This is a genomic window from Streptomyces barkulensis, assembly GCF_002843305.1.
Lineage (GTDB): Bacteria > Actinomycetota > Actinomycetes > Streptomycetales > Streptomycetaceae > Streptomyces > Streptomyces barkulensis.
Map to the genome: position 1 here is coordinate 220,565 of NZ_PGSG01000105.1, position 26,050 is coordinate 246,614.

Genomic DNA, 26,050 nt, shown 5'->3' on the forward strand with positions numbered 1-26,050 from the left:
CGGACAGCCGGCCGGGCCCGCCGCTCCCATCGGGCGGCGGGCCCGTTACGCTGTGCGGTCATGAGCGATCTCATGACCGGAGCGCGGTACCTGGGGCGGGGCCAGAAGTGGGTCCTGCGCAACGGACGGTGGTTCGGCTTCGGGCTGCTGCCCGCGCTCATCACCCTGGTGCTCTACACGGCGGCCCTGGTCGCCCTCGGCTTCTGGGCCGACGACCTGGCCGCCTGGGCCACGCCGTTCGCCGACGACTGGTCCTCGCCCTGGGGCGGACTGCTGCGCGGCACGTTCACCGTGCTGCTGTTCGCCGGCGGCCTGCTGATGGCGGTGCTCACCTTCACCGCCGTCACCCTGCTGGTCGGCGACCCCTTCTACGAGTCACTGTCGGAGAAGGTCGAGGAGTCCGAGGGCGGCTGCCCCGAAGGGCCGGACGTCTCGCTGCTGCGCGGGCTGTGGATCTCCCTGTGCGACAGCCTCTACGTCCTGGTGCGGGCCCTGGCCTTCGGCGTGGTGCTGTTCCTGCTCGGCTTCGTCCCCGTCGCCGGCCAGACCGTCGTGCCCGTCGCCGGCCTCGCCGTCTCGGGTTTCTTCCTGGCCCTGGAACTCACCTCGGTCGCCATGCAGCGCCGTGGCATCCCCGTCCGCGAGCGGCTGCGGATGCTGCGCGGACGCAAGGCGCTCGCGGTCGGCTTCGGGGCGCCGCTGGCACTGTGCTTCCTGGTGCCGCTGGCCGCGGTCCTCCTGATGCCGGGCGCGGTCGCGGGCGCCGCCCTCCTGGTGCGTGACCTGACGGGCGCGCCCGCGGACGGACAGCCGGCCGCACAGGGGCCGCAGGGGCCTTACGGGCCGCAGGGGATGTGGGCCGAGCCGGGCCACCGGGCCGGACCGGAGGGGCCGACCGGACCGGCCTGACCACGCCCGGGGCCGCAAGGGCCGGATCACCGGGACAGCGCCGCCCTGAGTGCGTCGGCCAGCCGCGCGGTCAGCGCCTCGTCGGCCGGCAGCAGCGGCGGGCGCACCGGCCCGCCCGGCAGCCCCGCCGCGGCGAACAGCGCCTTGACCGAGACCGCGCCGGGCACCTGGGACATCATCGCGTCGACCAGCGGCACCAGGGCCTGATGGCGCCGGGCGGCCCCGGCGTGGTCGCCGGCGTCGAAGGCGTCCAGGACGCCGCGCACGGCGGGCCCCGCCACATTGGCGACCGTGCTCACACAGCCGTGGGCGCCGATCGCGCGCAGCGGCAGGGTCATCTCGTCGCGGCCGGAGTAGTGGGCCAGCCCGGTGGAACCCAGCACCTTCGCCGTCTTCATCAGGTCGTGGGCGCAGTCCTTGACCGCGCGGATACGCGGGTGCTCCGCGAGCCGGGTCAGCGTCTCCACCGTCAGCGCGGTACCCGCCCCGGTGCGGGCGGGGATGTCGTAGAGCATCACCGGCAGGGCGGTGGCGTCGGCGACGGTGGCCAGATGGCGGGCGACGGCCTCCTGGGTGGGGCGGGAGCAGTACGGCGTGACGACCAGCAGGCCGTGGGCGCCCGCCTCCTCGGCGGCCCGGGCCAGCTCCGCCGAGTGCCGGGTGTCGGCGGACCCGACGCCGGCGACGATCCGGGCCCGGTCGCCGACCTCCTCGGCCACGGCCCGTACCAGGGCGGTCTTCTCGTCGTCGGAGGTGGTCGGCGACTCGCCGGTGGTGCCGCTGAGCACCAGGGCGTCGCAGCCGGCCCGGTCCACCAGATGGGCGGCCAGCCGCCGGGCGCCGGGGAGGTCCAGCGCGCCGGAGGAGTCGAACGGGGTGATCATGGCGGCGGCGACGCGGCCGAAGGGGGAGTCGGGCATGGGGCGAGTCTGGCCCACGCCGAAGCGGCCGGTCCAACCGGCCGTCCGACAGGTCCGGTCAGCGTCGCCCGGCCCGAGGCGCGTTCCCCGGGAAGGTCCCGACGCGCCGGCCGTGCCGCCCGCCCGGAAGCGGGCGGGCGGCACGGCCGGTCCTCACGGGGATGCCCCGGCTCAGGGACGGAAGCGGATCACCTGGGGGTCGTGGTCGCTCGCCTGGTCGGCGAACTCCGCGTTGACGTGCACGATGTCGTAGTCGAAGCGGCGGATGCCCGGGGAGACCAGGGTCTGGTCCAGCACCTGGGAGTTGCCGTCGTAGACGTAGGTGTAGCGCTCGTCCTCGGGCAGCGAGAGCACCGCGCTGCGCAGCGCGCCGCCCGCGGTCAGCTCGCGGGTGGTGGCGGAGAACTCGAAGTCGTTGATGTCGCCGAGGACGACGACGTTCGCCTTCCGCTGCACCGCCAGCACCTGCCGCACGAAGTGGTTGACCACCTTCGCCTGCGCGGTGCGCTGGATCTCGGAGGAGCGCTCGGGCGGCTGGACGGCCGCGTGCAGGGACTGGTCGCCGCCCTTGGAGGCGAAGTGGTTGGCGACCACGATGACGGTGCGGCCGCGGAAGCGGAACTCGCCGGCCAGCGGCTTGCGGCTGTCCTCCCAGGCCGTGTCGTTCGGTGCGACGCGGGCGGGGGAGTGGGTCAGCACGGCCCGGCCGCGCTCGCGCTCCACGCCGACCGCGGTGGTGGCGTCGCCGCCGGGGCGGTCCACGAAGGAGACCCGCGCGGGGTTGAAGAGGAAGACGTTGCGGATGTTGCCGCCGGGCTGGCCGCCGTCGGCGTCGTCGACCGGGTCGACGGTGCGCCACTCGTAGCGCGGGCCGCCCGCGGCCGCGATGGCGTCGGTGAACTTCGCGAGCGTGGCGTCGGCGGAGACCACCTCGTCGTTCACCGGGCCGTTGTCGTCCTGGATCTCCTCCAGGGCGACGATGTCGGGGGAGGCGAGGCTGTCCACCACGCCCCGCGCCAGCCGGTCGAACTTCTCCTGGTCGTTGCCGGGGTGGAGGTTCTCCACGTTGTAGGTGGCCACGGCCAGTTCGCCGCGGCGCTGGGCGCGGGTGCGCTCGCGCTCCAGGCCGCGGTCCTCGACCTCGCCCAGCTCGCGGGCGGCCACCAGGTAGCCGCCGTACTGCTCGTAGTCCAGCGGGCCGGTGGTGGCGCCGGCCAGCACGTCGCCGGTGTTCGCGGCGGGGAAGGGCTGCTGGGACAGCGGGACGAGCGACTCGACCTTGAGCCGGCCGGAGTTCTGCTGGTCGTAGCCGCCGTAGACGGTGCCGCCGCGCGCCGAGGGGTTCTGCTCCGGCCTGACGGTCACCCACAGTTCGGCGTACCGGGTGCTGGGGCCGGCCACGCGGGCGTCGCGGATCTGTACGTCCATGCCCTCCAGGGACTCGTACAGGTCCAGCGCGTAGGTACCGGGGCGCAGTCGAAGCCCCTCGACGCTCCCGTCCGCGGCCGGGTCGCCCTGGGGCGCGTAGGCCTCGGGGACGGAGGCGGAGTCCAAGACCACCGGGGCGGGCAGCCGGTTGCCGGAGGAGACGACGGTCACCTGGGGGCGGGATATCTGGGTGAGGGTCTGGTTGCCCGAGGAGTTGCCGCCGGAACGGTACTCGGTGACCGTGCCCGAGACGCTCACCAGGTCGCCGACGGCCACCTCGGGCGCGGATCCGGTGTAGACGAAGAGGCCCTCACTGGTGGCCGGGTCCCCGTCGGGGGCGGTGTCCTGCATCCAGAAACCGCGCGAGCCGTAGGTGCGCACGCCGGTGACGACGCCGGACACCTGCGACACCCGCTCGCCGGCCAGCGGCGAGAGGCGGGTGGTGCCCTGGATGTCGTGGATGCGGACCGCGTCGGCCGGTTCCGCCGCCGAGGCGGGGACGGCCAGCAGCGTCGAGGTCAGGGCTGCGACGGTGAGTGCGGCGGTACGGGCCGCCTGGGATCTGCTCAAGGGGTCCCTCCGGGACGGTGCTGTGGGTGCCGGACGCGCTGGACGTGCCAGGTGCGCCCGGCGGAGAGCCGAAGTGCGGCGCCGGGGAAGCGGTGACGCTGCCCACGGTTCGCACGGTGCGGTTTCTACGCGCGTAACGTGCCGCTCTGGTCAGGTGCTTGTCAAGCGGCCCCCGGTGTACGCGGGCGGAAGGGCCGGTGAACCCGACGGCGGAAGCGGAAGCCGTCTACGCTGGGGCAGCGATCACAACGCCCGCCTCATCGAATCGAGGAGCCCCTCCCCCATGACCGGTGACGACCGTCCCACCGTGCCGCCCGTACGGCTGCCCGCCGAAGCCGAACTGGCGCGGGACGCGCTGGCCTCGCCACTGCTGTCCCGGGCCGCCCGGCTCGCGCGCTGGGCCGGGGAGGGAGTCCGGGTCGGCGCCGGGGGCGAGCTGTCCGACGAGTCGCTGGAGCGGGCCGCCGCCCACCTCGGCCTCGACGGGGAGGACGGGCTCGCGCACGCCGAGCGGGCCTGGGACACGGCCCTGGACACCGGTCTGCTGGAGATCCGCGAGGACGACGGGGCGGACGGGGACGGAGAGGCCGGAGACGGCACGGCGGTCCCCGGCGAGGAGCTGTCCCTGCTCACCGGGGGCGCTCCCGGTGACGTACTGGACGTCTGGCGCGACGGCCTGGAGGCGGCCCTCGCGGACGCCGCCGCCCCCGCCCTGGAGGATCTGCTCGGCGAACTGGGCGCCGAGGGCGAGGACGGCCGGATCGACCCGGACTCCCTCGACCTCGACGCGCTCGACTGGGACCCCGAGGAGGAGGCCGACTTCCTCGACGGCGCCCTGGGCAACCTCTACGTCCTGACCGCGACCGACCCCGCCGTGACGGACGGGGCGATGGTGCCGCTGCCGGTGCTCGCCGCCTCGATGGTCGCCCCGGAGGACATGGAGCACCCCACCGACTCCGTTCTGGAGGACGTCTCGACGGCGATGGTGAGGCTGGACGAGCAGTTCCGGATGCTGGAGCCGATCGGGATCGTCGACTACCGGCCCGTGGACGAGGCCCTGATCGAGGAGGCCGACGGCGGCGAGTCCGGCGAATCCGACGGGCTCGACGCGCCGGACGACTCCGGCGGCACGGACGAGGAGGACCTGGCCCGCTACGGCATGGTCCGCCTGACCCCGCTCGGCCTGTACGGCGTGCGGCAGCGGCTGCTGGAGGCGGGCGTCCACGCCCCGGTCGTGGGCGATCTGGCGCGGGAGAGCGCCCGGGAGCTGCTGGCCGCCCTGCCCGGCCACGGCGAGGAGGCGGCCCGCCACGAGATCGAGCTGTGGCTCGCCCGGCGCGCCCCCCTGGAGGCCGCCCGCGAACTCCTCGCCGCCGCCCGGGGCGACGACCGGGACGCGCCGCGCCGCCGCCTGGCCTGCCAGCAGGCCCTCTCGATCACCGGCGCGGAGGCCGAGCCCGCCCTGCGCGAGGTCCTCGACGACGGCCACCTGGGCGGACTGGCCCGGGTGTGGCTCTCCGAGCGCGGCTTCGCCGACGTGCCCGCGCCGTCGGAGGAGATGGTGTTCTGGCTGACCGTGGACACCCTGGCCGCCCAGCTGGCCACCGAGGAGGGCGGGGACGACTCGGAGGAGCTGCGCGAGCTGGTGCGGGGCCTGGTCGACCAGCACAGCGGCTTCTTCGACAAGGCGTGGCGCGTCGACCACCCGGCGACCGGAGAGGTGCTGGAGGCGATGAGCCGTGTGCATCCCGACCGCAAGGCGGCCAAGGACGCCCGCAAGGCGGCGTACAGGGCGCGGTCGCGCGGCTGAGCCGACCGGTTCGGCCTGCGTTCAACCCGCGTTCGCCGGAGGGCGGGATCGTGGTCGGCGCCGTGCCATCGCGCAGAGCCGACGGGAGAGACGATGCCGACCAGCAGCGAAGTCAGTCGCCCAGATCTCAGCAGGCGGTCGGTCGTGGCCGGGGCCGGGATCGCCATCACCGGCAGTGCGGGCATCCTGGCCGGCACCTCGGGCGCGTTCGGCGTCCCGGGCCGCGACGACCGCGACGACCGTGACGGACACCGCGGGCGGGGGGAGGACGACGCACCGCGGGGCTACGGGCCACTGCTGCCCGACCCCGAAGGGGTGCTCGCCCTGCCCGCGGGTTTCTCGTACCGCGTCCTCACGCACTGCGGCGTCACCCGGCTGGAGACCGGCGAGCCCACCCCGGCCGGGCACGACGGCACCGCCGCCTTCGACGGGCCCCGGGGCAGGACGCTGCTGGTCAACAACCACGAGCTGAAGGGCCCCCGCGGCGACTGGGAGCATCCGGTGCCGCTCGCCGAGGGGCTGGTCTACGATCCGGCCGCCGCGGGGGGCTGCACGGTCGTGGAGGTCTCGCACGACGGGGAGAAGCTCGCCGAGTGGGTGGGCATCGCAGGCACCTCCACCAACTGCGCGGGCGGGGTGACCCCCTGGGGCACCTGGCTGACCTGCGAGGAGAACTCCGACCGGGCCGGCGAGAGGGGCATGACCCGCGACCACGGCTACGTCTTCGAGGTCGATCCGCGCGACCGGCGGGCCAATCGCGACCCCAGGCCCCTCAAGGCGCTGGGCCGCTTCGACCACGAGGCCGTCGTCGTGGACCCGCGGCGCGGTCACATGTATCTGACGGAGGACGACTCCGACCCCAACGGCCTGCTCTACCGGTGGACGCCGCCGCACGGCTTCCGGCACGGGCGGGGGATGCTGCGCTCACTGGCCGACGACGCGGGCGTCCTCCAGGCGTTCCGCTGCTTCGACTCCGGCGGCCGGTTCGTCGACGACCTCTCCCGCGCGGTGCGCCCCGGCACGGTCTACGGGGTCGACTGGGTGGACGTCCCCGACCGCGACGCCCGCGAGGTGCCCGTCCGCAGGCAGTTCACCGGGAGCGAGGTCACCCGCGCCCGCAAGCTGGAGGGCATGTGGTGGGCCGACGGCGGCGCGTACGTGGTGGCCTCCTACGCCCGTGACGAGGACAGTCCCGGCGAGCCCCACGACGGCCAGGTGTGGTTCTACGACCCCCGGCGCCGCACCCTCACCCTCAGACTGCGCTTCGGGGTCAACCGCGACCCGTACGAGCCCGGCGGCCTCGACGGCCCGGACAACATCACGGTCTCGCCGTACGGCGGGGTGATCATCGCCGAGGACGGCGAGGGGCTCCAGCACCTGATGGCCGCGGACGACCGCGGCCGGGCGTTCCCGATCGCGCGCAACGAGGTGAACACCGGCACGGAGGAGGAGCCGGAGTACAGCGAGTTCGCCGGGGTCTGCTTCTCGGGGGACGGCCGGACGCTGTTCGCCGGGATCCAGGAGCCCGGCATCCTGCTGGCGATCACCGGCCCCTGGCGGCGCCACTGAGCCGCCGCCGCGCAGCAGCTCCCGCCGGCGGGAGCTGCTGCGCGGCTGTGACAGTGCGGAAGGGCCCGCGGGAGATGATCTCCCGCGGGCCCTTCCGCGCCGTGCCGTGTCCGTGCAGTGTCCGTGCAGTGTCCGTGTTGTGCCGGTGCCGTGCCGGCGGCTTCAGGCCGCGGCGGTCATCCTGTGCCGCTCGGCCGCCCGCCACAGGCTCCGCAGCCGGTCCAGCTCGGCGAGCTCCGCCCGGGACCAGGGACGGTCTCCGTGAGCGCGGACGAAGGCGCGGAGCGCCTCGTTCGCCTGGGCGGGAGTCTGGGACCCGGGAGCCGGGGATCCTTGCTCGGGAGTGGTGGACATATGACCAGCGTAGGGGCTGGGTATGACAGCGGCAGGTCTTGCCGGTTTCCCTTCCGCCGTGTAGTTCAAACCTCAATCGCTCCGCAAATGCCCGAAATCGCCGCTGACCTGCGAATATGGCTGCCGGTGCGGGGAGTTGGGCTCATCGGGCCGGTCGGCGGATGCGACGGATATCACTCCCGCCGCCCCTCCGCAGGGGTGGACGGCGTCCCGCGGCAAGGGTCTTCACGACTTCTGCGCGACTCCCGCGCGACTCCTCCCCCGTCCTCTCCCCGCTCCCGCGCGGCCGGTGTTCCCGCGGCCGACCCCTGCGGCCCCGGCTCCCCTACAGGGCCGCGCCGCCCGGCTTCACCATGCCGCGGACGGTGCGGGAGTCCACGTAGTCGCCCAGCGCCGTCATCTCCCACTCGCCCGAGAACTGGCGGATCAGCTTGCACATCAGCACACCCGTGCGCGGCTCGGACCCGGTCAGGTCGAAACGGACCAGCTCCTCGCCGGTGGCGGCGTCCAGCAGGCGGCAGTAGGCCTTGGCGACATCGGTGAACCTCTGCCCGGAGAAGGAGTTGACCGTGAAGACCAGGCCCGTCACCTGCGGCGGCAGACCGCCCAGGTGGACGGTGATGGCCTCGTCGTCACCCGCGCCCTCGCCGGTGAGGTTGTCGCCGGAGTGCTGGATCACTCCGTTCAGGATGGCGAGCTTGCCGAAGTAGCAGTTGTCGATCTTCTTGCGGTTGGCGTCGTAGGCGATGACCGACGCGTCGAGGTCGACGTTCTTGCCGCGGAAGGCGGGCTCCCAGCCCAGCCCCATCCGGACCGAGGTCAGCAGCGGCTTTCCGCCCTTGACCAGGGAGACGGTCTGGTGTTTCCGCAGGTCCACCCGGCCCTTGTCCAGGTTGATCTTCCCGGTGGCGGCGGGAGCGGCGGGCGGAGCGGCCGGCATGGCCGGAGCCGCGGGCGCGGGCGCGGGCGCGGTGGGAGGAGCCGCGGGTGCGGTGGGCGCGGCGGGCTCCTCCACCGTCACACCGAAGTCCGTGGCGATGCCCGCCAGCCCGTTCGCGTACCCCTGGCCGACCGCGCGGACCTTCCAGGCGTCGCCCCTGCGGTACACCTCGACGACGACCAGCGCCGTCTCCGGACCCAGCCGGGGCGGGGTGAAGGTGGCCACCACCGCGCCGCTCGCCGCGTCCCGCACGGTCGCGGTGGGCTCGGTGCCGGCGAAGGTCGCGCCCGGGGCGTCGAGGCTGGCCGTCACCACGATCTTCTCGATGCCGGCGGGCACCGCGGCGGTGTCCACGGTGATGGTGTCGAGACCCCCCGCGGAACTGTGGGCCACTCCCGGAGCGGAGGGCTGGTTGTAGAAGACGAAGTCGTCGTCGGAGCGCACCTTCCCGTCGGCGGCGATCAGCAGGCCGGAGACGTCGAGCCGCGCCGGCGCGGTGACGTCCACCGCCACACGCGCGGTGGACAGCGGAAGGTTCGAACCGGGAGTCATTGCAGTCATGGTCCGGATAACGGACCGCACCGCTTTACGGTTCCATTACCGTCCGCCGTCCGGGGACACGCTCCGTACCGGCCTCAGCGGGACGGGCGCGAGTGGCCGAAGAGCAGACGGTAGGCGATCAGCAGCACCAGGGAGCCGGCGACCGCCGAGACCCACAGGGCCGGGTCGTAGAAGTCCCGCTCCACCGGGCGGTCCAGATAGGTCGCCGACAGCCAGCCGCCCACGAACGCACCGACGATGCCGATGAGCGTGGTGCCCACCAGCCCGCCCGGGTCGCGGCCCGGCAGCAGGATCTTGGCGACGACCCCCGTGACCAGTCCGAGCACCAGCCAGCTCACGATGTCCACGACCGTACCCCTCCCCGCCGCGGGACTCCGCCCGCGGTCCGTGATCTTCGCGGGCCATCATGCCCGAACGGAGGCTCCTCCGAACACCGTCCGGTCAGGCGGCCGGGAGCGGTGCGGAACGCGCCGCGCCGACGGGCGCGTTCCGGGACCGTCCCGCGGCTCGTGCCCCGGGGCCGCTCCGGGCCCGCGGCCGCACGGCGGTGCCGGCGGCCAGGGCGTGCGGGGGCGGGCGCCGATGTCTCCGTCACCGAATCCTGTTCACATCCTTGTGGGTTACGGGAAGCTCGCCCGAACCCTGTCGGGGGATGCAAGGCTCCGGTGACCGCTCGGACCCCGGGCTCCGGGGAGTGGGCGGATTCCATGCGCTGTTCAGATGTGTGTACACATGACACCGTTGTGGACAGCCGCTCACGGAGGTGGGTGAGGCTGTCGCGGTCCGGTCCTCTGATCTAGCCTTCGCCCGTCCCGCCCGTCCCGCCCGTCCCGCCCGTCCCGCCCGTCCCGCCCGTCCCGCCCGTCCCGCCCGTCCGGTCCACCCAACCGAATCCATCTCACACCAAGGAGCCGTCGATGCGCGCTTCCGCGTTCGTCTACCCCTGGGACGTCGTCGGCGACCCGGCCGCCGCCCGCCGGATCGCCGACCTCGGCGTCGAGCAGGTCACCCTCGCCTCCGCCTACCACTCCACCAGGGCGCTCACCCCCCGCCATCCGCGCCACCGTGTCGTCTCCGCCCGGCACTCCGCCGTCTACTACCCGGCCGACCCGGCCCGCTGGGAGGGCCGGCGACTGCGTCCGTACACGCAGGACTGGGTCGCGGGCGAGGACCCGTACGGTGAGGCCGCGGCGGCTCTGGCCGACGCCGGGCTGGAGGTGCACTCCTGGGTGATCCTCGCCCACAACACCCGGCTCGGGGGCGAGCACCCGGATCTGACCGTGCGCAACGCCTACGGCGACCACTACCCCTGGGCGCCCTGCGTCGCACGGGAGGAGGTGCGCGCCTATGCCGCCGCCCTGGCCGCCGAGGCCGCCGTGCGGCCCGGTGCGCGCGGGGTGGAGCTGGAGTCCTGCGGCTGGTACGGGCTGGGGCACCTGAGCGCCCACGACAAGACCGGCGGGGTGCGGCTGGACGGAGCCGGCCAGTACCTGATGTCGCTGTGCTTCTGCCCGGAGTGCGAGGCGGGGTACGCCGCGCACGGCGCCGATCCCGAGCGGCTGCGGCGTGCCGCGGCCGCCGCGCTGGAGCCGCTGTGGCGCGGGGAGCGGGGGGAGCGTGAGGAGCGCGAGGGGCGCGAGGGGCGCGAGGGGCGCGAGAAGGTGTCCGGCGGACGCGCCCAGGAGTGGGGGGAGGTGGAGAAACTGCTGGGGCAGGAGCTCGCCCGGGCTGCGGCCGCCTGGCGCGATCAGATAGCGAGCGCTTTCCAAACCGAGGTTGTGACAGCCGTGCGGAAGGCCGCCGAGGCCCGGCGGACGGAAGGGTTCCGGGTGCTGCTGCACGCCGATCCGGCGCCCCATCGCTGCGGCGCCAACGTCGGTGTGGACCCCGCTGCCGTCCTCGCCCTGGCCGACGGGGTGGTGCTGCCGTGCACCGGGGGCGGCGCCGAACGCGAGGCCGTCCTGGCGCCCTTCGCCCCGTACCGCACCCCCTCCACCGTGCTCGCCGCCAACTTCACGGTGGTCGGCGGGATGGGCGGGCGCCCTGCGGAACTGGCCGGAGACGCCGCGCACGCCCGGGAGTTGGGGGCGACCGAGCTTCGGCTGTACCACGCCGGCCTGGCCGGTGACGCGGACCTGGCGGCCGTGCGCGCCGCGCTGTCCCGCCTGGACTGAGCCGCGCCGGGCCCCACCGGACTGAGCCGGGCCGGCACGCGAGCGCGGCGCACGGCAGCTCCCTGTGATCGTCGGCGCACCCGTCGTCGCATACAGTAAGCGCTTTCAAGGCGGTCCCCGAAAGTTCTGTCAGAACCGTTGACGGAGCCCGGGGGCCGCCCTACTTTCGTCCCACCGCACGTCGTACGCGATACGTCATACGCCATATCTCGTGCGTCATATACGAGATATGGCGTATGCGGGTGCGTGCCGCTCCCCGAGTGCCGCACCCACCGCCGTCCGTACGCCCGTCGCCACAGCCGACCTGAGAGCCGACCGCATGAGAGCCCCCCTGACCGGTCTCGCACCGGTACCCGTCCCCTCCAGGACGCAGTACGTCATGGAGCATCTGACCCACGCCATCCTCACCGGGCAGCTCCCACCCGGGCAGCCGCTGGTGGAGACCGAGCTGGCCGCGAGATTCGGCGTGTCCAAGACCCCGGTCCGCGAGGCGCTGAAGACCCTCGCGGGCCGCGGGCTGGTCGTGATGAGCGAGTACAAGGGCGCCACCGTGCGCACCGTGGACGCCTCGATGGCCCGTTCGGTCTACGACGTGCGGCTGCTGCTGGAGCCGGAGGCGCTGCGCCGCACCGTCACGGCGAAGGCGGACCTGGCCGGGGCCCGGGCCGCGCTGGAGCGGGCCGACGCCGCCGCCGACCGGGCCGACCGCTCGCTGGCCAACCGGGACTTCCACCGGGCCCTGTACCTGCCCTGCGGCAACCCGCTGCTGACGCGGATGCTCGACGACCTGCGCGACCAGGCGGCCCTGGTGTCCACCGTCGCCTGGGAGGCCGTGCCCTCCTGGGAGCACGAGGCCGCCGAGCACCGGGAGATCCTCGCCCGTGCCCTGGGCGGGGACGCCGACGGCGCGGCCCGGCTGCTGCGCGACCACATCGAGGGATTCGTCCGCCGGGCCTTCCCGGCCATGGAGAACCAGGAAGGTCAGGTCCAGGCATGACGGACTTCTCCCACCGGCGTGCCGCGCTCGCCGATGTCGTGGCGATCCCGGTCACACCGTTCGACGAGCAGGGCCGGCTGGACGCCGACACCTACCGGGCCCTGGTCCGCCGGCTGCTGGACGCCGGGATCCGCGCCGTCACCCCCAACGGCAACACCAGCGAGTTCTACTCCCTCACCCCCGCCGAGCGGCGGCTGGAGGTCGAGCTGACCGTGGCCGAGGTCGAGGAGGCCGGAGGGAGGGCCGAGGTCGTCGTGGGCGTCGGCCACGACCCGGCCACCGCGGTCGCCGCCGCCGAGCAGGCCCGCGAGGCCGGGGCCGGCATGGTGATGGTCCACCAGCCGGTCAACCCCTATGTCTCGCAGGCCGGCTGGGTGGACTACCACCGGGCCGTCGCCGAGGCCGTCCCGGAGGTGGGCGTCGTCCCCTACCTGCGCAACCCCCTCATCGAGGGCGCGGCCCTCGCCCGGCTCGGCGAGGCGTGTCCCAACGTCATCGGCGTCAAGTACGCCGTCCCCGACGCCGCGCGCTTCGCGGCCTTCGCCCGCGACGCCGGCGCGGACCGCTTCGTGTGGGTGGCCGGACTCGCCGAGCTGTACGCGCCGGCCTACTTCGCCTGCGGCGCCACCGGCTTCACCTCGGGTCTGGTCAACGTCTCCCCGCGGATCTCGCTGGAGATGCTCCGCGCCCTGCGGGCGGGGGACTTCGGCGCCGCGATGGAGGTGTGGGAGAGCATCCGAGTCTTCGAGGACCTGCGCGCCGCACAGCAGTCGGCCAACAACGTCTCCGTCGTCAAGGAGGCCCTGGCCCACCTCGGCCTGTGCCGCCGCGACGTCCGCCCGCCGAGCCGGACGCTGCCCGAGGAGCAGCGCGCCGAGATCGCCGGGATCGTCAAGGGATGGGAGGCGGCATGACCGAGCAGCACGGCCGAGGCGACGGCCCCCGCGCCCGCCGCGCCCCCGGGGAGCTGCGCAGCCACCAGTGGTACGGCACCGACGGGCTGCGCTCCTTCAGCCACCGCGCCCGCACCCGGCAGCTCGGCTACCTCCCCGAGGAGCACCTGGGCAAGCCGGTCATCGCGATCCTCAACACCTGGTCCGACATCAACCCCTGCCACCAGCACCTGCGCGAGCGCGCCGAGGCGGTCAAGCGCGGGGTGTGGCAGGCCGGCGGCTTCCCCCTGGAGTTCCCCGTCTCCACCCTCTCGGAGACCTTCCAGAAGCCCACCCCCATGCTCTACCGCAACCTGCTCTCCCTGGAGACCGAGGAACTGCTGCGCTCCTACCCGGTGGACGGCGCGGTGCTGATGGGCGGCTGCGACAAGACCACCCCCGCCCTGCTGATGGGCGCGGCCTGCGTCGACCTGCCCACCGTCTTCGTCCCCGCCGGGCCCATGCTGCGCGGCCACTGGCGCGGCGAGACCCTCGGCTCGGGCACCGACATGTGGAAGTACTGGGACGACAAGCGCGCCGGTCTCATCGGCGACTGCGAGATGGCCGAACTGGAGTGCGGCCTGGCCCGCTCGCCCGGCCACTGCATGACCATGGGCACCGCCTCCACCATGACCGGCGCGGCCGAGGTGCTGGGCGTGACCATGCCCGGAGCGTCCTCCATCCCCGCCGTCGACTCCGGCCACTCCCGGATGGCCGCCGCGGCCGGGCGCCGGATCGTGGAGATGGCCTGGACCGACCGCAGGCTCTCCACCGTCCTGACCCGTGAGGCGTACGAGGACGCCGTCGCCGCCGTGTGCGCGCTGGGCGGCTCCACCAACGCCGTCATCCATCTGATCGCCATGGCCGGGCGGTCGGGCGTCGGCCTCACCCTGGACGACTTCGACCGGATCGCCCGCACCACGCCCGTGCTGGCCAACCTCCGGCCCGGCGGGAAGTACCTGATGGAGGACTTCCACTACGCGGGCGGCATGCCCGGCTTCCTCTCCCGGCTGCGAGGCCACCTCCACCTGGAGCGGCCCACCGTCGCCCACGACACGCTGCGCGAGCAGATCGCCGGCGCCCTCGTCCACGACGACGACGTCATCCGCACCGCCGACAACCCGCTCGCGGCCGAGGGAGGCGTGGCCGTACTGCGCGGCAACCTCGCCCCGGACGGCGCGGTCATCAAGCACATCGCCGCCGAGCAGCACCTGATGAAGCACACCGGCCCGGCGGTCGTCTTCGACGACTACCGCACCATGCAGGCCACCATCAACGACCCGGACCTGGGCGTCACCGCCGAGAGCGTACTGGTGCTGCGCGGCTCCGGACCGCTGGGCGGACCGGGCATGCCGGAGTACGGGATGCTGCCGATCCCCGACCACCTGCTCAAGCAGGGCGTGCGCGACATGGTCCGCCTCTCCGACGCCCGGATGAGCGGCACCAGCTACGGCGCCTGCGTCCTGCACATCGCCCCCGAGTCCCATGTGGGCGGGCCGCTGGCCCTGGTGGAGACCGGCGACCTGATCACCCTCGACGTGGCCGCCCGCACCCTGCGCCTGGAGATCGACGACGCCGAACTGGAACGCCGGCGCGCCGCCTGGCGCCCGCCCGGGCGGCGCTACGGGCGCGGCTACGGGGCGCTGTACGAGGAGCACATCACCCAGGCCGACACCGGCTGCGACTTCGCCTTCCTCGCCCGGCCCGGCGAGGTCCCCGAACCCTACGCGGGCTGACCGCCCGCACCGCACCACCGCACCACCGCACCACAGACCGTTTGAACCGCCCGCCGACACGACATCTCGAACGACGTTCGACAGTCATTCGACGACAGAACGGAGCACCGGCAATGGCCCTCACCGCCGTGCCGAAGAAGCGCCCCCTGCCGGGGAGGCCGGGGAAACCGGGGAAGCCGGGAAAGCAGGGGAAGACCGGGCTCACCGGGAAGCGCGGCCTGCCGTACCTGCTGATCGCGCCCGCCGGGCTGCTGATGCTGGGCTTCATCGCCTACCCGATGCTCAGCGTCCTCTACTACAGCCTCCAGCACTACAACGTCACCAAGCCCTGGCGGAACGGCTTCGCGGGTCTGGACAACTTCCGGGAGATCTTCTTCGAGGATCCGCTGTTCTGGCAGACCCTCGCCTTCAGCGCCAAGTGGGTCGTCGCCGAGGTCGGGCTCCAGCTCGTCTTCGGCCTGGCGCTCGCCCTGATCGTCAATCAGACGTTCGTCGGCCGCGGCATCGCCCGGGCCCTGGTCTTCTCGCCCTGGGCCGTCTCCGGTGTGCTCACCACCACCATCTGGATCCTGCTGTACAACCCCTCCACGGGCCTGAGCCGCTACCTGGCGGACGCCGGCATCGGCGAGTACGGCACCTCCGTCCTCTCCGACACCGGGACCGTCTTCTGGGCCGCCGTGCTGGCCGAACTGTGGCGCGGCGTCCCCTTCTTCGCGATCCTCATCCTCGCCGACCTGCAGTCCATCTCCAAGGACCTGTACGAGGCGGCCTCGGTGGACGGCGCCGGCCGCTTCCGGCAGTTCTGGCACATCACCCTGCCGCACCTGAAGGACGCGATCATCCTCTCCACCCTGCTGCGCGCGGTGTGGGAGTTCAACAACGTCGACCTGCTCTACACCCTCACCGGCGGCGGACCGGCCGGCGTGACCACCACGCTCCCGCTCTACGTCGCCAACACCGGGATCGAGGGCCACGACTTCGGCTACGCCTCCGCGCTGACCACCGTGGCCTTCGTGATCCTCTTCTTCTGCTCGATCCTCTATCTGCGCCTGAGCAAGTTCGGAGGCGACGACAAGTGACCGCGGCGATCGTGGAGAAGGGCGCCCAGGCGCCCGCCCCGGCCGACGGGGAGACCCCGCCCCCGGCCCGCAGGAAGGCACGGCAGCGCAAGCTCGACGACGGGCCGCCGCGCTGGCAGATCTACCTGCCCCTGGGCATCTACCTGCTCTTCACCCTCATCCCCTTCTACTGGATGCTGCTGTTCGCGCTCCGCCCCTCCGGTTCCACCTCGCTGGTGCCCTGGCCGATGACCGGCGAGCACTTCGAGAAGGTCTGGATGGAGCGCAGCTTCGGCACCTACTTCCTCAACAGCACCCAGGTCGGCATCGCCTCGATGGTGATGACGATGGCGGTGGCCCTGGCCGGCGGGTACGCCCTGGCGCGCTTCCGGTTCCGGATGAAGAACGCCTTCATGCTGGCGCTGCTGTGCTCGCAGTTCATCCCCGGCGCGCTGATGCTGGTCCCGCTGTTCGAGACCTTCCGGGGCCTCCAGCTCATCAACTCCATGTGGAGTGTGATCATCGCGGAGACGGTCTTCCAGCTTCCGCTGTCGATGATCCTGATCAGCGGCTTCATCAAGAACGTCCCCGAGTCGCTGGAGGAGGCCGCCTGGGTGGACGGCTGCTCCCGGCTGCGGGCGTTCGCGGCCATCGTGCTGCCGATGCTGCGGCCCGGGCTGATCGCGGTGGGCTCCTTCGCCTTCGTGCACAGCTGGAACCACTTCCTGTTCGCCCTGATGTTCCTCTCCTCGCAGGAGAAGCAGACGATCCCGGTGGGCCTGAACACCCTCATCGGCTCGGACAGCGTGGACCTGGGCGCGCTCGCGGCGGGCGGTGTGGTCGCCGCCGTGCCCGTGGTGATCATCTTCGCCTTCATCCAGAAGTGGCTGATCACCGGCTTCAGCGCTGGGGCGGTGAAGGGCTGATGGCACCCGCCTCCACCGCGGCCGACGCCGCTGCCCCCGCCCTGCCGGTGGTGCTGGCCGGCGCCCGCGGCCACGGCCGCCGGCACCTGGACAACATCCGCCGCCTCGCGCGGGAGGGACTGGTCCGCCCGGCCGGGATCTGCGAGCTGACCCCGCTGGACGAGGGCGAGCTGGCCGGCCTCGGCAGCCCCGAGCAGTCGGCCGACTTCGCCGCACTGCTGGAGAGCACCGGCGCGCGGATCGCCGTGGTCTGCACCCCGATCCACACCCACACCGACCTGGCGCTGGCCGCCGCCGAGCGGGGCGTGCACCTGCTGCTGGAGAAACCGCCCGCGCCTTCGTACGCGGAGTTCGAGCGGATGGTGAAGGGGGTGCGGGCGGCGGGCGTCGCCTGCCAGATCGGCTTCCAGTCGCTGGGCTCGCACGCCGTCACCGCGGTGCGCGACCTGATCGCCGACGGCGCGATCGGCGCGGTGCGCGGCATCGGCGCGGCCGGCGCCTGGAGCCGGGACCTGGCCTACTGGGAGCGCGCTCCCTGGGCCGGCCGGCGCCGCCTGGAGGGCCGGGACGTGGTGGACGGCGTCCTCACCAACCCCCTGGCCCACGCGGTGGCCACCGCGCTGCGCATCGACGGCGGCGACCGCGCCGAGGACGTCGCCGGCATCGAGCTGGAGCTGTACCGGGCCAACGCCATCGAGTCCGACGACACCTCCTGCGTCCGGCTGCGCACCGCGCACGGCGACGGGACGGCGGGCGAGATCACCGCGGCCGTGACCCTGTGCGCCGAGCGGCCCGGCGAGCCCTACGTCGTCGTCCACGGCACCGGCGGCCGGATCACCTTCTGGTACAAGCAGGACCGCCTGCTGCTGGAACGCGACGGGCACGCGCCCGAGACCACCGAGCACGCCCGCACCGACCTGCTGCGCAACCTCGTGGCACACCTCGCCGACGGCGAGGAGCTGCTGGTGCCGCCCGAGCGCACCGGCGCCTTCATGCGGCTGGTGGAGGCCGTGCGCACCGCGCCCGAGCCGGTCCCGCTGCCCGGCGGCGCCTGGCGCACCGAGCCCGGCACCGGCAACGGTACCGGCGCCGAGGGCTCCGCCCGGCGCGTCGTCACCGGCATCGACGAGCTGGTCGCGGCGGGGGCCGAGGAGCTGGCCCTGTACTCCGAGCTGTCCGACGGCTCCGGCCCGCGCGCTCCCTGGGCCGCCCCGGCGGCCCGGCCCGGACCGCAGCCCGGACCGCAGCCCGGGCGGGAGCCCGAGCGGAAGGGAGCCGGGGCATGACCGCGCCGCACCCGGAAACCCCCGGGACCCCCGGGACCCCCGGGACCCCCGGGACCCCCGGGACCTCCGAAGCCGCCGGGTCCGTCGAACTGCGCTGCGCCGGAAGGACCGTGGCCCGCTACGAGTACCGGCCGCGCCTGGCCGGGAGGGAGTCGCCGCGCCCCTACCTGCACCCCGTACGCACCCTGGGCGGCACCGCCGTCACCGAGCTGCGGCCCGCCGACCATGTGCACCACCTCGGGGTGAGCATGGCCGTCCCCGACGTCGGCGGCGCCAACTTCTGGGGCGGGCGCACCTTCGTCCGCGACCGGGGACCGGTCGAGCTGGACAACCACGGGCACCAGGACCACCTGGGCTGGACCGACCTGAGTGAGAACGGCTTCACCGAGGAGGTCGCCTGGCAGCGGGACGGGCGGCGGCTGCTGACCGAGCGCCGCACCGTCACCGCGCGGGCGCTGGACGCGGACTGCTGGGCGCTGGACTTCACCACCGAGCTCACCAACGTCTGCGGCGAGGAGCTGTCGGTGGGCAGCCCGGCCACCAACGGCCGCCCCGGCGCCGGCTACGGCGGCTTCTTCTGGCGTCCGCCCGTCGGCCCCCGCCCGCCGGAGGTGTTCACCGGGGACGCCGAGGGCGAGGAGGCGGTGCACGGCTCGCGGGCGCCCTGGCTGGCCATGGCGACCGACGCCTGGACGCTGGTGTTCGCCGGGGCCACCGAGGACACCCGCCGCGACCGATGGTTCGTACGCGCCGCCGAGTACCCGGGCGTCGGCTCCGCGCTGGCCTGGGACGGCAGACTGCCGCTGCCGGCCGGGCGGCCGGTGGTGCGGCGGGTGGTCACCGGTGTCGCCGACGGGCGGCTGGAGCGGGCCGCCGCCGCCGGGGTCGCCGCCCGGCTCACCGGGAAGGAGGGGTCCCGATGACGGCCCTCCCGGTGGCCCCGGCCCCCACCGCACCGGCCGGCACGTACCGCAACCCGGTGCTGGACGCCGACTGGTCCGACCCCGACGCCATCCGCGTCGGCGACGACTACTACCTGACCGCCTCCAGCTTCGGCCGCGCCCCCGGCCTGCCGATCCTCCACTCCCGGGACCTGGTCAACTGGCGGATCGTCGGCCACGCCCTGAAGCGGCTGGAGCCGGAGCAGGCGTTCACCGTCCCGCGCCACGACTGCGGGGTGTGGGCGCCGTCCATCCGCCACCACGCCGGCCGCTTCTGGATCTTCTGGGGCGACCCCGACCACGGCATCCACCAGATCAGCGCCGAGGACGTACGGGGCCCGTGGAGCAGACCGCACCTGCTGAAGGCCGGCCGCGGACTGATCGACCCCTGCCCGCTGTGGGACACCGACGGCCGCGCCTACCTGGTGCACGCCTGGGCGAAGTCCCGCTCCGGGATCAAGAACCGGCTGACCGGCCACCGGATGAGCCCCGACGGCCGCGAACTGCTCGACGCCGGCCGCACGGTCGTCGACGGCGACGCGCTGCCCGGCTGGTTCACCCTGGAGGGCCCCAAGCTCTACCGGCACGGCGGCTGGTACTGGATCTTCGCCCCGGCCGGGGGAGTGGAGACCGGCTGGCAGGGCGCGTTCCGCTCCCGGGAGGTCTTCGGCCCCTACGAGGAGCGCATCGTGCTCGCCCAGGGCCGCAGCGGCGTCAACGGCCCGCACCAGGGGGCGTGGGTGCGGGCGGCCGACGGATCCGACTGGTTCCTGCACTTCCAGCAGCGCGGCGCGTACGGGCGGGTGGTGCACCTGCAGCCGATGGACTGGGACGAGCACGGCTGGCCGGTGATCGGCGACGGGGGAGAACCCGTCGCCGCCCACCGTCCGCCCGTGGACACCGAGCGCCCCGCGGCCCCCGCCACCGACGACGACTTCCCCGGCGGCCGCTTCGGCCACCAGTGGTCCTGGACCGCCAATCCGGGGCAGGGCTGGACGGTCGCCCACGGCGGTGACGGGCTGCGGCTGGTCTGCCGCCGCACCGCCGACGCCCAGGACCTGCGCCGGCTGCCGAACGTACTGGTCCAGCGGCTGCCCGGCCGCCCGTGCGCGGTCGAGGTCGAGCTGCGGCTGGACGGCACGGGCAGCGGTGCCAGGGCCGGACTGGCCGTACTGGGCGACGCGTTCGCCTGGATCGGCCTGGAGCGGGACGCCTCGGGGACGACCCGCCTGGTCCACCGCTTCGCCGAACCCGCCGCCGCGCACGAGCGGGACGCCGCGCGCTCCCGGCCCGCGCCGGGCGGCCGCGCCCGCCTGCGCGTCGAACTCCTCCCCGGTGCCCGCTGCCTGTTCTCGGCGCGCACCGGGGACGACACCGGCTTCCTCCCCTCCGGCCCGCCCTTCGCCGCGACCTCATGGCGCTGGGTGGGCGCCCAGCTCGGCCTGTTCGCCGCCGCTCCCGAAGGCGGCGAGCCGGCCGGAACCGCGGACTTCACCCGGTTCCGCGTCACCTGATCCGGTCCGCCGGACACCCCCGCACCCGGACAACCGCACCCGGACACCCCGCGCACCCCGCACGGTCCGACCCCGTCTCCCAGGACACCCCGCAACCCCGCAACCCACGAACACCCACGCGGAAACGCACGACCAGGAAAGAGACTCGACGATGAGTGGAAACATCAGCCGCAGACCCCGTGCCCGCACCCTGCTGGCCCTGGGCATCAGCGCGTCCCTCGCCCTGACCGCCACCGCCTGCGGCGGCTCGGGCACCGAGACGGGCAGCGAGGGCGAGGGCGAGGGGAAGGTCGTCTTCTGGGACAACAACGGCGGTGTGCGCACCGAGGTCTGGAAGAAGATCATCACCGAGTTCGAGAAGGAGAACCCCGAGATCGACGTGGAGTACGTCGGCATACCCATCGCCGACGTGCAGTCCAAGTACGACACCGCCATCCAGGGCGGCGGCGACAGCCTGCCGGACGTCGGCATGGTCGGCACGGCCTACCTCGCCAACATGGTCGCCCAGGGCGCCCTGGACCCGGTCGGCGACCGGATCGAGGGAGGCCCCCTGAAGGGCAAGCTGGTCAACGGCATGGTCGAGAGCGTCAAGGCCGCCGGGGGCGAGAAGGACCAGATGTTCACCGTCCCGACCTCCGCCAACCAGGGCGTGCTGTGGTACCGCACCGACCTGTTCGAGGCGGCCGGCCTGGAGGGCCCCACCACCTGGGAGAACTTCTACACGGCCGCCGAGGAGCTGACCGACAGGAAGAACAACCGGTTCGGCTTCACCATCCGCGGCGGCGCGGGCTCCGTCGCCCAGGCGCTGGAGATGATGTACGCCCAGTCGGGCATCGAGAGCTTCTGGGACGGCGACAGGACCACCGTCAACGACCCGAAGAACGTCGAGGCGCTGGAGAAGTACGTCGGTCTGTACAACAAGTACACACCCAAGGCCGACCTGAACAACGACTTCACCAAGATGGTCGCCACCTTCACCGGCGGTGAGGTCGGGATGCTCCAGCACAATCTGGGCTCCTACACCGACCATGTGAAGGCGTTCGGCGAGGACGGCGTGGACGGACTGCCGATGCCGGCCTCCTCCGAGGGCGGCCCGCGCACCCTGGTCTCCAACCCGGTCGACGGGATGGGGCTGTTCAAGTCCAGCGGGAACAAGGCGGCGGCCTGGAAGTTCATCGAGTTCGCCGCGTCCGCCGAGATGAACAGCCTCTGGAACGAGTCGGCGGGCGCCATCCCGGCCCACACCGACGCCGCGGACGACGAGTGGATCAACAAGGCCAAGCCCACCAAGGCGGCCATGGAGTCGCTCGACGACCCGAACACCAAGATCGTCCAGCTGCCGTACTACCTGCCGGACTGGAACAGCATCAGCAAGGCCGACACCGAGCCCAACTTCCAGAAGCTGCTGCTGGGGCGGATGACGGCCAAGGAGTTCGCCGACGACCTGGCGAAGCGGCTCAACGAGGCCCAGGCCGAGTGGAGCGAGCAGAAGGGCTGACGCCCCGCCGCGGCGGGGCGGTACCGCACCGGACCGCCCCGCCGCCCTCGCCCGGGGGCGGGCCGGCCCGCCGCGCCGTCCGCGACCACCGGGCGCCCCCCCCCGGAACCCGGGGCGTCCCCGGGCCCTCCTCGCACAACCCGCACGACCCGCACGACCCGTACGACCCGTACGACCCGTACGACCCGTACGACCCGCACGACCCGTACGACCCGCACGACCCGTACGACCGAACACGTCCTAAGGAGTCGCAGTGCAGAGAAAAGTGTGCCAAGCGCGTGTCATAGCCCTGACAGGGTGTGCCTCGCTCGCCCTGGCGGCCCTCGCCGTACCCGCCCAGGCGGCACCGCGCCACGGCGGTGACCAGGTCCGCGCCGTCCTGCCGAAGAACGACGGCTGGGCCTCGGCCGAGGGCGGCACCACCGGCGGCGCCGCCGCCGACGCCGACCACGTCTTCACCGTCACCAACCGCGCCGAGCTGGCCGCAGCGCTGAACGACGGTGACGACACGCCGAAGATCATCAAGGTCAAGGGCACCGTCCATGGCAATGCCGACGACCAGGGGAGGCCGCTGACCTGCGAGGACTACCAGCGCGACGGCTACACCCCGGAGAAGTACCTCCAGGCGTACGACCCCGAGGTCTGGGGCGAGAACGAACCCTCGGGGCCGATGGAGGAGGCCCGAGCCGCCTCGGCCGCCGAGCAGAACAAGCGGGTCAAGCTCAAGGTCGGCTCCAACACCACCCTGATCGGGGTGGGCGAGGACGCCACCATCCTCGGCGCCAGCCTCCAGATCCGGGGCGTGGAGAACGTCATCGTCCGCAACATCACCTTCGAGGACACCTACGACTGCTTCCCGCAGTGGGACCCCACCGACGGCGAGAACGGAGCCTGGAACTCGGAGTACGACAACGTCGTCGTCCACGGCTCCCGCCACGTCTGGATCGACCACAACACCTTCACCGACGGCCGCCGCCCCGACAGCGAACAGCCGCGCTACTTCGGGCAGCTCTTCCAGCAGCACGACGGCCTGCTCGACATCGTGCGCGGCGCCGATCTGGTGACGGTGAGCTGGAACGTCTTCACCGAGCACGACAAGACCATCCTGCTGGGCAACAGCGACAAGGCCGAGGCCGACGACCGCGGCAAGCTGCGCACCACCTTCCACCACAACCTCTTCGAGGACGTCAACGAGCGTGCCCCGCGCGTGCGTTTCGGCCAGGTGGACGCCTACAACAACCACTTCAAGCAGAACGAGGGCGCCAAGTACGGCTACACCTGGGGCATCGGCAAGGAGGCCGCGCTCGTCGCCGAGCACAACGCCTTCACCCTCCACAAGGGTCTGACCCCGGCCGACAGCATCCGCCAGTGGACCCCCGGCACCTCCATGACCGAGCGGAACAACTGGGTCAACGGCCGGTACGTGGACCTGCTGGGCGCGTACAACGCCGCCAACCCCGACCGCCTCCTGGGCGACGACGCGGGCTGGACTCCCACCCTGCGCACCCGCGTCCACCACCCGCTGGCCGTCCCGTACCTGGTGGACCGGTACGCCGGGGCAGGGGAGATCAAGGTCAGGGACGGAAAGGGCCGCAGGTGAGCGGGGCGCCGACGAGCAGGCCACGAGTGGGCACCACCCGGCGCGGCGCGCTTCTGGCCGGAGCCGGCGCCGCCCTCGGTGTGGCCCTGGCGGGCCGGGCCCACGCCGGGCCCGCCCACGCCGGGCCGCGGCTGAGGGTCGCACCGGACGGCGGCGGCGACTTCGCCACCGTGCAGGAGGCCGTGGACGCCACGCCCGACCATCCCGGGACGCCCTGGACCATCGTTCTGGCCCCCGGCGTCCACCGCGAGACGGTGAAGATTCCGGAGAGCAAGACCGGGCTGACCCTGCTGGGCGGCACCGGCGATCCCCGCGACACCGTCATCGTCCACGACAACGCGGCGGGGACCCCCAGACCCGACGGGTCCGGGACCTACGGCACCTCCGGCAGCGCCACGGTCACCGCCCGGCCCGACGGCTTCACCGCCCGGCGGATCACCTTCGCCAACGACTGGCTGCGCGCCGACCACCCGGAGATCACCAGCGGCACCCAGGCGGTGGCGATCAAGGTGATGGGTGACCGGTCGCTGTTCGACCGCTGCCGCTTCCTCGGCCACCAGGACACCCTGTACGCCGACACGCGGCATGTCTCGCTCACCGCGCGGCAGTTGTTCCACCGCTGCTATGTCGAGGGGGACGTGGACTTCGTCTTCGGCCGGGCGACCGCGGTCTTCCACGGCTGCGAACTGCGCACCCTGGACCGGGAGGTGGACTTCACCCCGTACGGGTTCGTCTTCGCGCCGTCGACGGCCGCCGGCACCCGGTACGGCTACCTTGCCCACCGCTGCCGGATCACCACCACCGCGCCGGCCGGCGCGTACAAGCTGGCCCGGCCCTGGGTGCCCAGCAGCGATCCGGGGGCCCGGCCGGGCCTGGTGGTGCGCGACAGCCTGCTGGGGGCCGGCATCGACGCGGCCCGGCCGTACGCGAACATGCGGGAGCAGTACCCGTGGCAGGGGTTCTTCTTCCGGGAGTGGGCCAACCGGGGGCCGGGCGCGGCCGTCGCCGATCCGGCCGAGCGTCCGCGGCTGACGGCGGCCGGGGCCGCCGAGCACACGCCGGCGGCCTATCTGGGCGGCTGGCGTCCCGCGGTCGGCTGAGTCTCCTCGCGGTCGGCTGAGTCTCCTCGCGGTGGGTGCCGCGCCCGTCCGGCCCGTGCCGGCCGGGCGCGGCACGGGCCGGTTCGGTGCGGGCCGGGCCGGTTCGGTGCGGGCCGGGGATGACGAAGCCGCTCTCGTAGGCGGTGATGACCGCCTGGGTGCGGTCGCGTGCGCCGATTCCTGCCAGGAGGGGAACCGCCTCCCCGTGCGGGGGAGGGGGTCTGCGACTTCGGTGGGGGATCGGGCCGGAGCGGGAGGGGTTACGGGACTACAGGTGGCGGGTGGCCAGGGCGAGCCGGTCGCGCGCGTCGAACAGGGCGTCCTTGATGGTCTGTTCGTGTGCGGGGGTCAGCCGTGCCACCGGGACCGAGCAGCTGATGGCGTCCCGTGCGGGGGTGCGGTAGGGGATGGCGACGCCGAAGCAGCTCAGTCCCAGGGTGTTCTCCTCGCGGTCGACCGCGTAGCCCTGTTCGCGGATCTGGTGCAGTTCCTCGATGAGCTTGCCGCGGTCGGTGACGGTGTGCTCGGTCAGCGGTGCCAGGGTTTCGGGGAGCATCGCGCGGACCTGGTCGTCGTCGTAGGTGGCCAGCAGGGCCTTGCCCAGCGAGGTGGAGTGCGCGGGCAGGCGTCGTCCCACCCGGGTGAAGGGACGCAGGTAGTGCTGCGACTGCCGGGTGGCGAGGTAGACGACGTTGGTGCCGTCCAGCCGGGCGAGGTGGATGGTCTCGGTGGTGTCGTCGGAGAGCCGGTCCAGGGTGGGGCGGGAGGCGGCCACGACCTCGTCGCCGTCGATGTAGGAGGTGCCCACCAGCAGGGCGCGCACTCCGATGCCGTAGCGGGTGCCGGTGGCGTCGGTCTCGATCCAGCCCAGTTCCACGAGTGTGCGCAGCAGCATGTAGAGGCTGGACTTGGGGTAGCCGACGGCTTCCTGGACGGCGGCGAGGGTGTGCATGCCGGGCTGTCCGGCGAAGAACTCCAGCAGTTCCACGGTGCGTACCGCCGACTTGACCTGTGCCCCGCCCGCCTCCGGTTTCCTGCCGGGGGCGCCCCCGTGCGCAGAAGGCATCGACCTTGACCCTTTCGCTCGACCGGCCATAGAGTCCCAGATGGTTATTCACACATAGGGACGGCGTTCAGTATATCGAACGAGGTCTCCGGGGGGACAGTCTTCGGCGCCCGGTGTCCCGGACGCGCCCCCGCCGGTCCCGTCGCCCCCTGCCGCCGCCC

Annotated in this window: 21 protein-coding genes; 15 read left to right on the plus strand and 6 right to left on the minus strand. The window is 73.3% G+C overall.

What is annotated here, in order from left to right:
* Window positions 1-60 precede the first annotated feature (60 nt).
* Window positions 61-909, plus strand: a complete 849-nt coding sequence (locus CUT83_RS23215) for an EI24 domain-containing protein (protein ID WP_101257758.1) — start codon at window positions 61-63, stop codon at window positions 907-909.
* A 26-nt stretch (window positions 910-935) separates the two neighbouring features.
* Here CUT83_RS23215 and dapA read toward each other — a convergent pair whose 3' ends face one another.
* On the minus strand, window positions 936-1,829 hold the full coding sequence (gene dapA / locus CUT83_RS23220; RefSeq protein WP_101257759.1) for a 4-hydroxy-tetrahydrodipicolinate synthase: 894 nt from the start codon (window positions 1,827-1,829) through the stop codon (window positions 936-938).
* 171 nt (window positions 1,830-2,000) lie between these two features.
* On the minus strand, window positions 2,001-3,827 hold the full coding sequence (locus CUT83_RS23225; RefSeq protein WP_101257760.1) for a DUF8508 domain-containing protein: 1,827 nt from the start codon (window positions 3,825-3,827) through the stop codon (window positions 2,001-2,003).
* 283 nt (window positions 3,828-4,110) lie between these two features.
* Here CUT83_RS23225 and CUT83_RS23230 point away from each other — a divergent pair, with 283 nt between their 5' ends.
* Together CUT83_RS23230 and CUT83_RS23235 are read left to right on the plus strand one after the other, a co-directional pair.
* Window positions 4,111-5,637, plus strand: coding sequence for a hypothetical protein (locus CUT83_RS23230; protein ID WP_101257761.1), 1,527 nt, complete (start codon window positions 4,111-4,113; stop codon window positions 5,635-5,637).
* A gap of 93 nt (window positions 5,638-5,730) precedes the next feature.
* Window positions 5,731-7,206: an alkaline phosphatase PhoX gene (locus CUT83_RS23235; RefSeq protein WP_101257762.1), complete on the plus strand. Its 1,476-nt coding sequence runs from the start codon at window positions 5,731-5,733 to the stop codon at window positions 7,204-7,206.
* Window positions 7,207-7,368: 162 nt separating this feature from the next.
* On the opposite strand, the gene CUT83_RS23240 is transcribed toward CUT83_RS23235, so the two are convergent.
* The 3 genes from CUT83_RS23240 to CUT83_RS23250 all read right to left on the minus strand — a co-directional run bounded on the left by CUT83_RS23240 (window position 7,369) and on the right by CUT83_RS23250 (window position 9,408).
* Window positions 7,369-7,560: a hypothetical protein gene (locus CUT83_RS23240; RefSeq protein ID WP_093848314.1), complete on the minus strand. Its 192-nt coding sequence runs from the start codon at window positions 7,558-7,560 to the stop codon at window positions 7,369-7,371.
* 325 nt (window positions 7,561-7,885) lie between these two features.
* Entirely contained in the window at window positions 7,886-9,052 is a 1,167-nt protein-coding gene (locus CUT83_RS23245) for a TerD family protein (protein ID WP_101257763.1), read from the minus strand.
* Between the two features lie 83 nt (window positions 9,053-9,135).
* Window positions 9,136-9,408 carry a GlsB/YeaQ/YmgE family stress response membrane protein gene (locus tag CUT83_RS23250; protein WP_093848310.1) on the minus strand — a complete coding sequence of 91 codons (273 nt, stop codon included), beginning with the start codon at window positions 9,406-9,408 and terminating at the stop codon, window positions 9,136-9,138.
* Between the two features lie 570 nt (window positions 9,409-9,978).
* On the opposite strand from CUT83_RS23250, the gene CUT83_RS23255 reads away from it, so the two are divergent.
* The 12 genes from CUT83_RS23255 to CUT83_RS23310 all read left to right on the plus strand — a co-directional run bounded on the left by CUT83_RS23255 (window position 9,979) and on the right by CUT83_RS23310 (window position 24,823).
* Complete coding sequence (locus CUT83_RS23255) at window positions 9,979-11,235, plus strand: hypothetical protein (RefSeq protein ID WP_101257764.1); 1,257 nt, start codon at window positions 9,979-9,981, stop codon at window positions 11,233-11,235.
* A gap of 319 nt (window positions 11,236-11,554) precedes the next feature.
* Complete coding sequence (locus CUT83_RS23260; protein WP_101257765.1) at window positions 11,555-12,232, plus strand: GntR family transcriptional regulator; 678 nt, start codon at window positions 11,555-11,557, stop codon at window positions 12,230-12,232.
* Window positions 12,229-13,146, plus strand: coding sequence for a dihydrodipicolinate synthase family protein (locus CUT83_RS23265; protein WP_101257766.1), 918 nt, complete (start codon window positions 12,229-12,231; stop codon window positions 13,144-13,146). The genes CUT83_RS23260 and CUT83_RS23265 overlap by 4 nt, the downstream gene beginning before the upstream one ends.
* Entirely contained in the window at window positions 13,143-14,900 is a 1,758-nt protein-coding gene (araD, locus tag CUT83_RS23270) for an L-arabinonate dehydratase (protein WP_101257812.1), read from the plus strand. The genes CUT83_RS23265 and araD overlap by 4 nt, the downstream gene beginning before the upstream one ends.
* Before the next feature lie 113 nt (window positions 14,901-15,013).
* Complete coding sequence (locus CUT83_RS23275) at window positions 15,014-15,979, plus strand: ABC transporter permease subunit (RefSeq protein WP_240958019.1); 966 nt, start codon at window positions 15,014-15,016, stop codon at window positions 15,977-15,979.
* A complete protein-coding gene (locus CUT83_RS23280; protein WP_101257767.1) occupies window positions 15,976-16,884 on the plus strand; it encodes a carbohydrate ABC transporter permease in 909 nt (302 codons plus the stop codon). Before CUT83_RS23275 ends, CUT83_RS23280 begins: the two co-directional genes overlap by 4 nt.
* Complete coding sequence (locus tag CUT83_RS23285) at window positions 16,884-18,170, plus strand: Gfo/Idh/MocA family protein (protein WP_101257768.1); 1,287 nt, start codon at window positions 16,884-16,886, stop codon at window positions 18,168-18,170. Before CUT83_RS23280 ends, CUT83_RS23285 begins: the two co-directional genes overlap by 1 nt.
* Complete coding sequence (locus CUT83_RS23290) at window positions 18,167-19,093, plus strand: DUF6807 domain-containing protein (protein ID WP_101257769.1); 927 nt, start codon at window positions 18,167-18,169, stop codon at window positions 19,091-19,093. The genes CUT83_RS23285 and CUT83_RS23290 overlap by 4 nt, the downstream gene beginning before the upstream one ends.
* Window positions 19,090-20,625, plus strand: coding sequence for a glycoside hydrolase family 43 protein (locus tag CUT83_RS23295; RefSeq protein WP_101257770.1), 1,536 nt, complete (start codon window positions 19,090-19,092; stop codon window positions 20,623-20,625). The genes CUT83_RS23290 and CUT83_RS23295 overlap by 4 nt, the downstream gene beginning before the upstream one ends.
* A gap of 151 nt (window positions 20,626-20,776) precedes the next feature.
* Entirely contained in the window at window positions 20,777-22,123 is a 1,347-nt protein-coding gene (locus CUT83_RS23300; protein WP_101257771.1) for an ABC transporter substrate-binding protein, read from the plus strand.
* A gap of 253 nt (window positions 22,124-22,376) precedes the next feature.
* Window positions 22,377-23,723 carry a pectate lyase family protein gene (locus CUT83_RS23305; protein ID WP_101257772.1) on the plus strand — a complete coding sequence of 449 codons (1,347 nt, stop codon included), beginning with the start codon at window positions 22,377-22,379 and terminating at the stop codon, window positions 23,721-23,723.
* Window positions 23,724-23,749: 26 nt separating this feature from the next.
* The gene (locus CUT83_RS23310) at window positions 23,750-24,823 is read left to right on the plus strand and encodes a pectinesterase family protein (protein WP_101257773.1); all 1,074 of its coding nucleotides are present in this window, start codon (window positions 23,750-23,752) and stop codon (window positions 24,821-24,823) included.
* A 268-nt stretch (window positions 24,824-25,091) separates the two neighbouring features.
* Here CUT83_RS23310 and CUT83_RS23315 read toward each other — a convergent pair whose 3' ends face one another.
* Window positions 25,092-25,889 carry an IclR family transcriptional regulator gene (locus tag CUT83_RS23315; RefSeq protein ID WP_101257774.1) on the minus strand — a complete coding sequence of 266 codons (798 nt, stop codon included), beginning with the start codon at window positions 25,887-25,889 and terminating at the stop codon, window positions 25,092-25,094.
* Window positions 25,890-26,050 lie beyond the last annotated feature (161 nt).

Excerpts from the sequence above, each read along its gene's own strand:
- CUT83_RS23245 (WP_101257763.1), bottom strand. The coding sequence starts at position 9,052 with ATGACTCCCGGTTCGAACCTTCCGCTGTCCACCGCGCGTGTGGCGGTG.
- CUT83_RS23275 (WP_240958019.1), top strand. The coding sequence starts at position 15,014 with ATGGCCCTCACCGCCGTGCCGAAGAAGCGCCCCCTGCCGGGGAGGCCG.
- dapA (WP_101257759.1), bottom strand. The coding sequence starts at position 1,829 with ATGCCCGACTCCCCCTTCGGCCGCGTCGCCGCCGCCATGATCACCCCG.
- CUT83_RS23315 (WP_101257774.1), bottom strand. The coding sequence starts at position 25,889 with ATGCCTTCTGCGCACGGGGGCGCCCCCGGCAGGAAACCGGAGGCGGGC.
- CUT83_RS23285 (WP_101257768.1), top strand. The coding sequence starts at position 16,884 with ATGGCACCCGCCTCCACCGCGGCCGACGCCGCTGCCCCCGCCCTGCCG.
- CUT83_RS23230 (WP_101257761.1), top strand. The coding sequence starts at position 4,111 with ATGACCGGTGACGACCGTCCCACCGTGCCGCCCGTACGGCTGCCCGCC.
- CUT83_RS23295 (WP_101257770.1), top strand. The coding sequence starts at position 19,090 with ATGACGGCCCTCCCGGTGGCCCCGGCCCCCACCGCACCGGCCGGCACG.
- CUT83_RS23215 (WP_101257758.1), top strand. The coding sequence starts at position 61 with ATGAGCGATCTCATGACCGGAGCGCGGTACCTGGGGCGGGGCCAGAAG.
- CUT83_RS23255 (WP_101257764.1), top strand. The coding sequence starts at position 9,979 with ATGCGCGCTTCCGCGTTCGTCTACCCCTGGGACGTCGTCGGCGACCCG.
- CUT83_RS23240 (WP_093848314.1), bottom strand. The coding sequence starts at position 7,560 with ATGTCCACCACTCCCGAGCAAGGATCCCCGGCTCCCGGGTCCCAGACT.
- CUT83_RS23265 (WP_101257766.1), top strand. The coding sequence starts at position 12,229 with ATGACGGACTTCTCCCACCGGCGTGCCGCGCTCGCCGATGTCGTGGCG.
- CUT83_RS23290 (WP_101257769.1), top strand. The coding sequence starts at position 18,167 with ATGACCGCGCCGCACCCGGAAACCCCCGGGACCCCCGGGACCCCCGGG.
- araD (WP_101257812.1), top strand. The coding sequence starts at position 13,143 with ATGACCGAGCAGCACGGCCGAGGCGACGGCCCCCGCGCCCGCCGCGCC.
- CUT83_RS23300 (WP_101257771.1), top strand. The coding sequence starts at position 20,777 with ATGAGTGGAAACATCAGCCGCAGACCCCGTGCCCGCACCCTGCTGGCC.
- CUT83_RS23235 (WP_101257762.1), top strand. The coding sequence starts at position 5,731 with ATGCCGACCAGCAGCGAAGTCAGTCGCCCAGATCTCAGCAGGCGGTCG.
- CUT83_RS23260 (WP_101257765.1), top strand. The coding sequence starts at position 11,555 with ATGAGAGCCCCCCTGACCGGTCTCGCACCGGTACCCGTCCCCTCCAGG.